The following is an 11,543-nucleotide window of genomic DNA, read 5'->3' on the forward strand; positions in this document are numbered from 1 at the left end:
TTGCCTGCGTGGACCAGTTTCTTAATTGTCATCCTGCGAGCTTGTAGCAGGATCCAGTTTAAAATGTTAATATTATTAGTATTTTTTTCTGGATACCATGGTCAAGCCACGATATGACATTGAACAGGTTTTGCGGTCCACGCAACAATGCCTCCTTACAATGAGGGGAACGAGCAATACAATAAAACAGGTTTATTAGATCTATTGCATAACCTATCTTATAGAGATATAGACTTAGAAATCCATACCACCCATGCCTCCCATACCGCCACGCATTGGCATTGGCTCTGCCTTATCAGAAGGTTCGTCAACAATTAAAGTTTCCGTGGTAATAATTAACGAAGCAACAGAAGCAGCATCTTGAAGTGCAGTACGCACTACTTTAGCCGGATCAATAATTCCTGCTTTAATCATATCGACATATTGCATATCTTGAGCATTAAAGCCATAATTTTTATCCTTATGTTCTAGTAATTTACCAACTACTACGCCACCGTTTTCACCGGCATTTTCAACAATCTGTTTTAGCGGATCCTTTAAAGCTTCTATTACTATTTCAATACCTGCTTGTTGATCCTTATTCTCTACTTTAAGCTTTGTTAAAGGTTGTGATGCATGAAGTAATGTTACACCGCCACCGGCAACAACACCTTCCTCAACTGCCGCTCTTGTAGCAGCAAGTGCATCTTCAACACGATCTTTACGCTCTTTCACTTCAACTTCTGTAGCACCGCCAACCTTTAATACGGCAACACCGCCGGAAAGTTTAGCTAAACGCTCTTGTAGTTTTTCTTTATCATAATCAGAAGTAGTTTCAGCTATTTGAGATTTAATTTGTAATACTCTATCTTCAATATTTTTCTTATCACCGTTACCGTCAACAATTACGGTATTTTCTTTAGAAATTGTTACTCTTTTTGCCGTCCCTAGACTCTTAATACTCACATTTTCAAGCTTCATACCTAAATCTTCAGTAATAAGCTCACCTTTAGTTAGGATAGCAATATCTTCCATCATTGCTTTTCTTCTATCGCCAAAACCGGGAGCTTTTACTGCCGCAACTTTTAAACCACCACGTAATCTATTGACTACAAGCGTTGCAAGAGCTTCGCCCTCAACATCCTCAGCAATAATTAATAGCGGGCGTTGTGATTGTACTACAGCCTCAAGTATAGGTAACATCGGTTGTAAATTTGATAATTTTTTCTCAAATAGTAAGATGAAAGGATTTTCAAGCTCAGCAACCATTTTCTCGGAATTCGTTACAAAATACGGTGATAGATAACCTCTATCAAACATCATACCTTTAACTACTTCAACATCGAAGCTAAAATTCTTTGCTTCTTCAACGGTTATCACGCCTTCTTTACCGACTTCCTCCATTGCCTTAGCAATTTTCTCACCGATTTCCTTATCACCGTTTGAAGAGATAGTACCGACTTGTGCGATTTCCTCTTGGCTATTAATTTTTTTACTGGATTTTTTAATTTCTTCTACTACTGCGTTTACCGCTAAATCCATACCACGCTTTAAATCCATAGGATTATAACCGGCAGCTACTAGCTTATTACCCTCACGAGCCAAAGCTCTAGCAAGTACTGTAGCTGTAGTAGTACCATCACCGGCTACTTCTGCAGCTTTTGTAGCAGCTGATTTTAATAGCTGAGCTCCCGCATTTCTAATTTTATCTTTTAACTCGATCGATTTTGCAACCGTCACACCGTCTTTTGTAATTTTCGGTGAACCGAATGATTGCTCGATAAGTACATTTCTGCCTTTTGGACCTAAAGTAACTTTTACTGCATCTGCAAGTATATCAATGCCTTCTAACATTTGCTCACGAGCTTTTGAGCCGTGTTTAATAAGTTTTGTTGCCATATTTAATTTCTCCTTAAAATAATTAATTAATAATACCAAATACGTCGCTTTCTTTCATAACGATCAGTTTTGTGCCGTTAATTTCAATTTCGGTGCCTGCCCATTTACCGTATAAAACTTTATCGCCTACTTTTAGCTCTAAAGGATGAATTTCGCCTTTTTTATTACGAATACCATTACCTACGGCTACTATTTCACCTTGCATCGGCTTTTCTTTTACAGTATCCGGAATAATAATTCCACCTTTAGTTTTTTCTTCTTGTTCGATAGGCTTTATTGCAATTCTATCATGTAATGGTTTAAAAGACATTTTAACCTCCAATTATTAAATCTTTAAATGTACATACTATATATATTTTATTTTTGTTAGTTCAAGGGGCAAGAATAAAAATTTTTTTATTAGAGGTCTATTCTTTCTCAAAATCCTCTAAACTAGTGCCGTGTTTAGTTTTACTCCATTTCAAATTCAAAGGGCAGAAAATTATTTCAAATACTGCTTACGCTACAGTATGTAATATAAAATAACTAGCCCATAAGCTCAAAGCTACTATATACTGAAATTTTACTTTTCTGCTTTTTAAAGAATTTTTTAATATATACAGAGCTGTACCATATAGATATAAAAGATAGAATTTTTATTTATAACAATAGAAAATATTATAAAGGGTAAACTCCAAAAATTATAAGTAGATAAGCCGATGAAAATATAAATTGTTATTACTTGCAATAAAGTAAACTTTTGGCATTTATCTTTTTGTGCTTTAAATACCAAAAATGTTTGCAAAAAGCTTGAATCCAATGTGATCTTTGATTTAGCCAATTACCTAAACTATTCGGAGCTTCTTCTAGAGTATAGGAATCACGAATAGCTACTTTATAGTTCTGTGAGTAAATTCTTATACCAAGCTCGACATCTTCTGTTACATTATAAGAATCCCATCCGCCAAGCTTATTTAATATATCCGTTTTAAAATGATTACTAGTACCCCCAAGAGGTGTAGAAAGTTTTAGCAAACTTAATCCTTTCAAGATATATTCAAACCATAAACTATATTCTATATTTTGGTTAAAATATTCTCATTTTTATTATAAAATTAAGCTTAGCTTGAAGACAAGCATATTCTAGAGGCAAGTTTTTAAACATTGCTAGAGCTTTAAGTAGCTGTTCAGGTTTATCTGCAGCATCATATACTACTAGATACGCGCCACGTGAATATTCTAGAGCATAATTAAGGGCTTTCGGCTTAGTTCTTGGTAGACTTTTCGGAACAGATATAACATGAAAATAAGACGGTAAATTATATAACACTATTTCTTTAATCATTAGATAATCGTCATCTTCGATAATAATTTTAACGCCTAGCTTATCTTTTGGATAATTAATTTTTGTGATTCCACCGAATGATTTTTAGTATTACTTGTTTTGTGAAGCGATTCCACCTCTGTCATACCGCAACTTGATCGCGGGATCCAGTTAAAAATACTAATATTAGTATTTTTAATTATTTTCTGGATACCGTGGTCAAACCACGGTATGACACCGAATACGCTTTTCAATCCATGCAACCCTACCGAATGCGATTCTCTTACTGCCCTTATACATAACAGAGATTTTAAAATATTTTGCAAACAATAGCTTATATTATTAGCAACATGAAATAAAACCGGCAGATAAATCAATGTGGCTATAAACACGACGAAAAATATTATTATTTTATTGGTATAATTAATATTCTTAGTAATAATCGGTCCGACTTTAAATTCAAGAGCATATTTTGCTTTGATACTAGTTAAATGGGCAAAATTTTTTTCTAATAATTTATAAAAATAATATTTCTTGATCAGCATTATAGATCTAAAAATATTATTATTACTCAACAATATTTTTAGAGCATTTATAGCAGTTATTGTATTACCGTGAACATCTTCATATTACAATAACCATTCACTACATAGGCTTGTATATAAGAATAATTATAAATTTTAATATAAGAAATATTGCTTATTAGCGGCCATATTCTATTTTCATATAATATATCAATCATTATCTCATTATCGATAATTGCTTCTTCGATCATAGCTTTTAAACTAGTAGCTTGTTTTTTAATAAGTTTTTATCTCTGATTATCTGTAATATTATATCTTCATTTATACATCTAACCATGCTGAAAAATTTATACCTGATATTTTATATTTCTTAATTTGAAAGACTGCGATCCCAAAAATGACCGATTTGAGCAGTTAACAAATTTCTATTCTCTTTACCCCAATTAATTATCTTTGCAATGCCTAACTGCTCATAAACTGAACTATCATATACATAGCCGTAATTTTGCCGAGTATGGTATTTTGTAAAACTTGTAAGCATTATTAATCCCTTCACAAGTAGAAAAATTATAATACATCTTCTTAGAACCAATATTAATTGAATGTCCAAAGCTAAATATATTTTGATTAAAAATAGTAACAGGGCGGATATTTTTAGACATTCCCATTATTAGAGATATCTCGCCTAAAAAATCTTCTTTAAGTTTTTTTACTCTTACTCATTAAAATTTTAGGCTGAGCCGCAATAATAAAATCTTTATCTTCAAATAGCTTCAATTTATAGTAAATAGAAGCATCCGTACTTATGTTTTTTTCATTCAAAAATTTATCTTCTTTGTACAAAAAATGTACTCCAATATTTTGATTATCGGTAATACTGTATTCTACAGTACTACTTACAAATTGCTCATATTGATCAGAGGATAATTCTACTATCTTCTGCTCTAATCTTTTTATTTGTCGTAAGATTTTTGCATGAAGACTCGGCTGATCGCGTACTTTTTTGAGGTATTCCCATAGATAAGCTACTCTTTCTCTTATGTATAAAACGGCTTCTTCTCTTTGCTTTTTCTCGTTTTTTGATATCTTATTAACTTTATTACCCTCCTACAATATATCTATATCTTCCCTGCTCTAACAACCATGCCGAAACATGTACCTTATTAATATAAAAAATGACAATAATATAATCTTAATACCATACCGCTTAAATTTAAAAAATACACTATAATAGCAATTATAAATTGAGTAGAGGGCTAGGTTAAAAAATTTTTAATTGAAGTAGTATATGGAATATTGTAGTAATGATTTTATAACTTAAAATTCATTCAAAGAGGAAAATATGAACTATCCAAAATATAGGACCATTACTTTTACCGAAGAAAGTAGAACAGCAAATATTAATATATCCCAAATAAAACAACAATTGGAGCTAATCAGCGTGTTACGTTTGAAAGCCTAGGCAGTGTTGCGGAATTAATCTTAGGACCACATAGTAGTGATTAAAGTCACAGATCTTAATCATAAGGTATTTATAAATAATACCAATCGAGATAAGATAATCATATTATCAGGTGAACATATTGCTTTTGATGATAATCCATACGCTTAATAAATACGTTCTTCTCGTGGAAGATTGGTTGCGTGGATACATGCACCGTCATTGTGAGGAGCAAAACGATGCGGCAATCCAGAGCAATAATAAAAAAAGGCTATAAATTAGCATTTTTGGCAATGACGAGAACACTGATCCACTTAACAACTTTCTAAGACCCAAGCAGTACCTGATTTTGTAGTGTAAATAATTCCGCAGCTCCGCCTTTAGCAAGTTTTAACATTGCTAAAAACTGCTCTTCGGAAAAAGGATTTTTCTCTGCCGTGCCTTGTACTTCGATTAAATTACCGTTACCTGCAAACACAAAATTACTATCCACGTCCGCATCACTATCTTCTAAATAATCCAAATCTAGTATCGCCTCACCTTTATATATACCGCAAGAAATAGCTGCAATTTGACTAATTAACGGGTTCACCTTTAAAACTCTCTTTTTCATCAAGGACCTAATAGCTAGGTGCAATGCTACGTAGCTCCCTGTTATTGCTGCAGTTCTAGTACCGCCGTCAGCATTAATAACATCACAATCTATGATAATTTGCCTCTCGCCGAGTTTCCTCAAGTCAATTACACATCGCATCGCCCTACCTATTAAACGCTGTATCTCTTGCGTTCTTCCACCTTGTTTCCCAAGTGCCGCTTCTCTTTTAATACGCTGTGATGTAGAACCAGGAAGCATACCGTACTCGGCAGTAATCCAGCCTTGATTTTGTCCCCTCAAGAATGGCGGTACGGTAGTTTCACAAGTAGCACTACACATAACATGTGTATTACCGATTTTAATAAGACATGAACCTTCCGCATTAATAAGCGGGGATAATTCTAATGAAATAGGACGTAATTGATTGCTTTTTCTTCCTGACTGTCTCATAATACAATTTGTACTCCATAAGTAAAAATAAATAGTAGACGAAGTTTAATTTGGAAAAGAGTAAGGCGTTTCATATTTTTTGACCGCAGCATACATACTAGTAAGTGAGGATAAAAAAATACGAAACAACGACACCAATTTTTCAAATTAAACAGAGTATACCATTGAAAAAATTTTTATTATATATATATATCTCAAAAAAGAACATAAATATAAAGTAAATAATATGATAGACGATAATATAGAAAATAATGAACAAACAATAAATGATATTGCTGAAGAGGTAGTGGAAACGGCAAATCCGGAGATAACAGCGTTAAAAGCCGAGATTGAAGAGCTAAAAGATAAGCTAATAAGAACTACTGCTGAAATAGACAATACAAGAAAGCGTTTAGAAAAAGCACGTGACGAAGCAAAAGATTATGCAATTGCTACATTTGCTAAAGAACTACTAAATGTTAGTGATAATCTTTCAAGAGCATTAGCACATAAACCGACAAATTCTGATGTAGAAGTCACAAATATTATTGCAGGCATTCAGATGACTAAAGACGAGCTAGACAAAGTCTTTCATAAACATCATATTGAAGAAATAAAGCCGGAAATAGGATCAATGTTCGACTATAATTTACATAATGCAATTGCGCAGATAGAACATCCTGATCATGCACCGAATAGTATTATTACTTTAATGCAATCAGGATATAAAATTAGAGATAGACTACTTCGTCCTGCTACCGTACAAGTCGTTAAAAAACCTTAATACTCGATCAACTTCAAAAATTGGCGTCGTCGTTTTACAAGAGCTTCAATTCTCACGTATTAAGTATATGCTGTGATCTTCGCCTTGTGAACTCCTAGCTTCTTTTTGAAGTTGATCTTCGTATAGAAAATGAGGAAAATAATAATGAATAGAACCGTTATATTTTGGCTAGTTTTTTTAGGACTTTTTATCAGCGGTTTTATGCTAATTTCAGACGCAGTAAAGCCATTTTTTATCGCATTTATAATATCTTACTTACTACAACCTGCTATAGGTTTTATCGCATCAAAATTTAAAGTATCAAATAAATTTGCATCAAGCATAATTTATCTGATATTTTTGAGCATATTTTTCTTAAGCTTAACTATTTTGGCGCCGATAATTTATGGACAAATTTTTACTTTTATAAATAATATTCCAAAATATAACAATTATTTACAGGCAGAAATATTACCACCTATAATGGTAAAAATTTATTCGATAGAACCTGATATTGCCGATAAAATCAAGAATTCTTTAAGCAATTTTATAAATAATATATTTATTATACTTGGCAGTATTGCTAATAATTTTTGGCGTTATACTATTATAACTATTAACATATTTGTTTTATTTTTACTTATACCTATAATATTATTCTATTTCCTACGTGATTGGGCTAAAATTATTGCAAACATGAAATCATTATTACCTATAAAAACCCGACCGAAAATCCTTGAAATATTATCGGCAATTAATAATCTGTTATCTGCTTACATAAGAGGACAGCTAAATATTTGCTTATTATTATCTACTTATTATAGTATTGCATTTACCGTAATAGGTATTGATCTCGCTCTTTTACTTGGCATTTTAACAGGATTTTTAGTTATTATTCCTTTCCTTGGTACTTTTATATCGTTTCTTTTAACTCTAATTATCGGCTATTTAACTTTTGGTGTAACTACCAAATTACTATATATAATGATAATTTATCTAGTTGGAAATATTTGCGAGTCCTATATTTTCACCCCTAAAATTATCGGTGATAAAATAGGGTTGCATCCTCTTTGGATTATATTCTCAATTTTTGCCTGCGGCAGTTTATTGGGAATTATTGGAATATTTTTTGCTATACCGATTGCAGGGATTACAAAAATTTTACTTTTGAATCTAATTAAATTTTATAAATCTAGCAAATTCTACCAAATAGACGACTAAAAAATTCTTATAACAGTGCAGCAATATATATTTCGTTTTATTACTTCTAATAAATATCATCCTGATGAATTTATTGTTTCTAGTTCTAACGATCAAGCTTATAATATTATAAAAAATTGGCAGTGCGGCTTTGGCGTTAACCCTTATAAATTTACTTTATTAATTAAAGGACCTTCTTCGTCAGGCAAAACTTATTTAACCAAAATATGGCAAAATTTAAGCAATGCCTATATTATTAAAGATATTTTTTTTAATGAAGAAATTTCAGAAAAATATAATGCTTTCATCATTGAAGATATTGAAAACTGGCAAGAGCCGACATTACTTCATATATTTAATATTATTAACGAAAAACAAAAATATCTTTTACTTACCGCATCTGATAAAAGCAGAAATTTTACTTTACCCGATTTATCTTCACGTATTAAATCAGTACTTAGTATTCTATTAAACTCACCTGACGATGAATTAATCAAAATTCTAATATTTAAGCATTTTGCTATTTCTTCGGTAACAATATCCGGACAAATAATAGATTTTCTTTTAGTAAATTTGCCTAGGGAATATTCTAAAATTATAGAAATATTAGACAATATTAACTATTTTGCTTTAATTTCCAAAAGAAAAATAACAACTTCATTAGTCAAAGAAGTTTTAAATAAGTATAATCATAAAACATTGTAACTGTTTCCTTGACTTGAAATCTTCTCAATATAACCTTGCTATAAATTAACTTTTTAGAAAAAATTGTGTTGGGATACGAAAAAAAACAAAAAAGTTTAAACAAAGAACAAAAACGGGCTATAGGCATAGGCTTAATATCTATAGGTACTTTTTGAGAATATTTTGATCTTATGCTATATGTTTATATGGCAGTACTAATTAATGAGCTTTTCTTTCCGCAATATGATACTCACGTTAATCGACTTCTTGCAGTTTTTCTTTTTGTTCTACTTTTATTTTTAGACCCTTAGGAGCTTTATTATTTGGCTGATAATATAGGTCGGAAATCCACAGTCATTATTACCACTATTTTAATGTCATTTTCTTGCATAGTTATGGCTAATCTTCCTACTTATGCCCAAGTAGGTGCTAGTGCCGCCTGGATAGTAACAATATGCCGTATAGTACAAGGTATGTCATCCATGGGAGCAAGAGTAGGAGCAGAATTATATTTAACGGAATCTGTTGGAGTTCCTAAACGTTTTCCTACCGTAGCATTTGTAGGGGTGTGTGCTAGCTTAGGATTAACTGTGGCCCTTGGCGTAGAAACCTTAGTTACATCCTATGGCTTTAATTAGCGTATCGCATTTTGGGTAGGTGCAGGAATTGCATTAATAGGTAGTGCTGCTAGGACTACTTTGCTAGAAACACCGGATTTTGTTGATGCTAAGCATAGAATACAAGAAACGATAAAAGATAGTAATATAATTGATGTAGCAACGATAAAAAATAATCCTGTATGGCAGGGAAAAGTTAATAAGAAGAATGCAATCTATTATTTTTTAATACAACTAGCACAACCAGTATGGTTTTATTTTGCTTATATTCATTGTAGTAATATACTTAAAGATTCGTTACACTATACCACTGAAGCAGTAATACATCAAAATTTCATCCACTAAAAATTTTAAAAACGCAATTAGTAATATTTTTAACTTTTCTTCTATCTAGTCCATTAATATTAGATAATATAACGCAAGGTTAGCAAATTCTCTTAATTCCACTAATTGTAGTTACTTTTTCTCCAAGTGAATCTCCAGCAATTCCAATATTTTATAAAAGTTTTCCGGTTTTAAAACGATTTACCTATGCTAGCTTTATATATACTTATTCAGGAGCCGCTATGTATGTAATTAGTTCTTTTGGACTTGTTTATTTAACAGAACGTTTTAATAATTTAGGATTGGTGATGATAGTAATTCCTATTATTATAGGGTATAGCCTCGGTATATCACCTTTTAAAAAGCTAGCAGTTGAAGCAGGAAATTATTATTGAATATAAAAGGCGAAATGCTGCTTGCACCTTTTATATAAATTAAATTAGTTATATACTTTATCTTCTTCAGCTAATTCGGTTTTAATTCTTTCAAGCAGAGCAAAAATCTTACAATATTCTTCAAGCTGTGCGTTTATCTTTTGCAGCTCATCTAAAGTACTACTAAAATCTTCTTGTATTAAATAGGTTTCTACAGTTTTATTCTGCTCTAATGTTTTAAGCATAATATCTTGTAACAATTTATTATAGTGATTTTCTAACTTAGGTGTATTTGACATAATGATTAATAAATAACTTTGTATTTTAATTAATATATGAATTTTTTAATAATACAATCACTTTTAGTTAGTTTATGTTATTATTTATCTCTCTTTGCTCTATTAACACTAATTCATGATAAAGATTTACCTTAAATTTGCATTTTAAGTAATTTAATTATAGATAATTATTAACAAATTTTAATAATTATCTATAATGCACCCTAAAACAGATTAAAGGCATACAAATGGAGCGAATAGAATGGCACGACCTATAGAAGAAGAAAATAAATATGCACAATCACTAGAAAAAGATTTAGATATTGTAAAGGCATCATCCAATAATATAGACACAGTACCTAAAAAACAGCCTATAATATTTAGAAGTATGGATGATATAGAAGTTATATAAAGGCGTAACTTGGAGCGTATAATTTCTCAAGAAACAGTAAAAAGTAAAGATGATTTATAATACATAATGAGCAGCAACAAAAGCAAGACAAAAGTAATAAAGGTACTAAATCATTATTTATAGCATCGGTTATAACAAATGGAATAAATAATATAACGTGGCGGGGATATCAGCAGCTATAGTCGGTAATAATGTAGCACAAATAATTTCATCAATAAATATAGGATTACAATCATTAAAAGGTTCTAAAGATTCGGTCAATCCCAGGATAGGATAAAGTTAATTAAGGAGCTAAACCATAATATTAATCAAGAAACACAAAAAGCAGATATAGGGAATTATAAAAATATACAAGCATTAGCAGAGATAGGATATAAACAAACTATTTAAACTGCAGCATTAAACGCATTACTACAAGATAAGAATTACTTTAGATTTACCGATCAAGAAAAACAACAGCGATTTAATCAGCTTAGTGAAGCAATAACATCACAAAATATAATAGTAGGTATACTAAAAGATATAGATAGGGCACATAGTCCTTTTTATAAACAACCGGAACAAATAACTACTCATAAAAGCGTGTTAACAAAAACAGTTGAAAATACAAATACTAACGATCATAAGGAATACAAAACGATACAGTAAAAAAAGAAATTAGAACTAGGCGGCACAGAAAATATAGTAAATAGAATTGGGAAACAATTAATTAATAATACTA

17 protein-coding genes are annotated in these 11,543 nt (G+C 31.2%); 7 read left to right on the plus strand and 10 right to left on the minus strand.

All coding sequences use genetic code 11. The annotated features are described in order from the left end of the window. Window positions 1-234: 234 nt before the first annotated feature. The 9 genes from groL to rph all read right to left on the minus strand — a co-directional run bounded on the left by groL (window position 235) and on the right by rph (window position 6,191). Window positions 235-1,878 (minus strand): chaperonin GroEL, encoded by a 1,644-nt coding sequence (gene groL / locus GCO76_RS06990; RefSeq protein ID WP_012151120.1) that lies wholly within the window; start codon window positions 1,876-1,878, stop codon window positions 235-237. Window positions 1,879-1,900: 22 nt separating this feature from the next. After that, complete coding sequence (locus tag GCO76_RS06995; protein WP_014014607.1) at window positions 1,901-2,188, minus strand: co-chaperone GroES; 288 nt, start codon at window positions 2,186-2,188, stop codon at window positions 1,901-1,903. Window positions 2,189-2,595: 407 nt separating this feature from the next. Then, window positions 2,596-2,892, minus strand: coding sequence for a glycosyltransferase family 2 protein (locus GCO76_RS07000; protein WP_410956670.1), 297 nt, complete (start codon window positions 2,890-2,892; stop codon window positions 2,596-2,598). 52 nt (window positions 2,893-2,944) lie between these two features. Continuing rightward, window positions 2,945-3,202, minus strand: a complete 258-nt coding sequence (locus tag GCO76_RS07005) for a glycosyltransferase family protein (RefSeq protein ID WP_410956671.1) — start codon at window positions 3,200-3,202, stop codon at window positions 2,945-2,947. A gap of 35 nt (window positions 3,203-3,237) precedes the next feature. Beyond that, window positions 3,238-3,756: a hypothetical protein gene (locus tag GCO76_RS07010; protein WP_410956682.1), complete on the minus strand. Its 519-nt coding sequence runs from the start codon at window positions 3,754-3,756 to the stop codon at window positions 3,238-3,240. A gap of 26 nt (window positions 3,757-3,782) precedes the next feature. Then, the gene (locus tag GCO76_RS07015; RefSeq protein ID WP_410956672.1) at window positions 3,783-3,956 is read right to left on the minus strand and encodes a hypothetical protein; all 174 of its coding nucleotides are present in this window, start codon (window positions 3,954-3,956) and stop codon (window positions 3,783-3,785) included. Window positions 3,957-4,075: 119 nt separating this feature from the next. Next, window positions 4,076-4,246 carry a hypothetical protein gene (locus GCO76_RS07020; RefSeq protein ID WP_410956673.1) on the minus strand — a complete coding sequence of 57 codons (171 nt, stop codon included), beginning with the start codon at window positions 4,244-4,246 and terminating at the stop codon, window positions 4,076-4,078. 158 nt (window positions 4,247-4,404) lie between these two features. Beyond that, window positions 4,405-4,527: a hypothetical protein gene (locus GCO76_RS07025; RefSeq protein WP_410956674.1), complete on the minus strand. Its 123-nt coding sequence runs from the start codon at window positions 4,525-4,527 to the stop codon at window positions 4,405-4,407. 944 nt (window positions 4,528-5,471) lie between these two features. Further along, entirely contained in the window at window positions 5,472-6,191 is a 720-nt protein-coding gene (rph, locus tag GCO76_RS07030; protein WP_410956675.1) for a ribonuclease PH, read from the minus strand. A 226-nt stretch (window positions 6,192-6,417) separates the two neighbouring features. Between rph and grpE the strand changes: the two genes are divergently transcribed. The 6 genes from grpE to GCO76_RS07060 all read left to right on the plus strand — a co-directional run bounded on the left by grpE (window position 6,418) and on the right by GCO76_RS07060 (window position 10,153). Then, window positions 6,418-6,954 (plus strand): nucleotide exchange factor GrpE, encoded by a 537-nt coding sequence (gene grpE, locus GCO76_RS07035; RefSeq protein ID WP_410956676.1) that lies wholly within the window; start codon window positions 6,418-6,420, stop codon window positions 6,952-6,954. 144 nt (window positions 6,955-7,098) lie between these two features. Continuing rightward, window positions 7,099-8,154: an AI-2E family transporter gene (locus tag GCO76_RS07040; RefSeq protein WP_410956677.1), complete on the plus strand. Its 1,056-nt coding sequence runs from the start codon at window positions 7,099-7,101 to the stop codon at window positions 8,152-8,154. Between the two features lie 15 nt (window positions 8,155-8,169). Next, window positions 8,170-8,838 carry an HdaA/DnaA family protein gene (locus GCO76_RS07045; RefSeq protein ID WP_014014613.1) on the plus strand — a complete coding sequence of 223 codons (669 nt, stop codon included), beginning with the start codon at window positions 8,170-8,172 and terminating at the stop codon, window positions 8,836-8,838. A 302-nt stretch (window positions 8,839-9,140) separates the two neighbouring features. Continuing rightward, complete coding sequence (locus GCO76_RS07050) at window positions 9,141-9,455, plus strand: MFS transporter (RefSeq protein ID WP_014014615.1); 315 nt, start codon at window positions 9,141-9,143, stop codon at window positions 9,453-9,455. Window positions 9,456-9,515: 60 nt separating this feature from the next. Beyond that, the gene (locus tag GCO76_RS07055) at window positions 9,516-9,779 is read left to right on the plus strand and encodes an MFS sugar transporter (protein WP_410956678.1); all 264 of its coding nucleotides are present in this window, start codon (window positions 9,516-9,518) and stop codon (window positions 9,777-9,779) included. 221 nt (window positions 9,780-10,000) lie between these two features. Then, the gene (locus GCO76_RS07060; RefSeq protein WP_410956679.1) at window positions 10,001-10,153 is read left to right on the plus strand and encodes a proline/betaine transporter; all 153 of its coding nucleotides are present in this window, start codon (window positions 10,001-10,003) and stop codon (window positions 10,151-10,153) included. A gap of 44 nt (window positions 10,154-10,197) precedes the next feature. Here the strand turns inward: GCO76_RS07060 and GCO76_RS07065 are convergent, their stop codons facing one another. Then, complete coding sequence (locus GCO76_RS07065) at window positions 10,198-10,431, minus strand: hypothetical protein (RefSeq protein ID WP_014120933.1); 234 nt, start codon at window positions 10,429-10,431, stop codon at window positions 10,198-10,200. A gap of 241 nt (window positions 10,432-10,672) precedes the next feature. Here GCO76_RS07065 and GCO76_RS07070 point away from each other — a divergent pair, with 241 nt between their 5' ends. Continuing rightward, window positions 10,673-10,822 carry a hypothetical protein gene (locus GCO76_RS07070; RefSeq protein WP_198913030.1) on the plus strand — a complete coding sequence of 50 codons (150 nt, stop codon included), beginning with the start codon at window positions 10,673-10,675 and terminating at the stop codon, window positions 10,820-10,822. Window positions 10,823-11,543: the final 721 nt, after the last annotated feature.

The sequence above is a fragment of the Rickettsia koreansis genome, assembly GCF_046532895.1.
Taxonomy (GTDB): domain Bacteria; phylum Pseudomonadota; class Alphaproteobacteria; order Rickettsiales; family Rickettsiaceae; genus Rickettsia; species Rickettsia rickettsii.

Bases quoted from the DNA above. Each gene is read 5' to 3' on its own strand.
- GCO76_RS07065 (WP_014120933.1), bottom strand. From the start codon at position 10,431: ATGTCAAATACACCTAAGTTAGAAAATCACTATAATAAATTGTTACAA.
- grpE (WP_410956676.1), top strand. From the start codon at position 6,418: ATGATAGACGATAATATAGAAAATAATGAACAAACAATAAATGATATT.
- GCO76_RS07020 (WP_410956673.1), bottom strand. From the start codon at position 4,246: ATGCTTACAAGTTTTACAAAATACCATACTCGGCAAAATTACGGCTAT.
- GCO76_RS07005 (WP_410956671.1), bottom strand. From the start codon at position 3,202: ATGATTAAAGAAATAGTGTTATATAATTTACCGTCTTATTTTCATGTT.
- GCO76_RS07060 (WP_410956679.1), top strand. From the start codon at position 10,001: ATGTATGTAATTAGTTCTTTTGGACTTGTTTATTTAACAGAACGTTTT.
- groL (WP_012151120.1), bottom strand. From the start codon at position 1,878: ATGGCAACAAAACTTATTAAACACGGCTCAAAAGCTCGTGAGCAAATG.
- GCO76_RS06995 (WP_014014607.1), bottom strand. From the start codon at position 2,188: ATGTCTTTTAAACCATTACATGATAGAATTGCAATAAAGCCTATCGAA.
- GCO76_RS07015 (WP_410956672.1), bottom strand. From the start codon at position 3,956: ATGATCGAAGAAGCAATTATCGATAATGAGATAATGATTGATATATTA.
- GCO76_RS07070 (WP_198913030.1), top strand. From the start codon at position 10,673: ATGGCACGACCTATAGAAGAAGAAAATAAATATGCACAATCACTAGAA.
- rph (WP_410956675.1), bottom strand. From the start codon at position 6,191: ATGAGACAGTCAGGAAGAAAAAGCAATCAATTACGTCCTATTTCATTA.
- GCO76_RS07040 (WP_410956677.1), top strand. From the start codon at position 7,099: ATGAATAGAACCGTTATATTTTGGCTAGTTTTTTTAGGACTTTTTATC.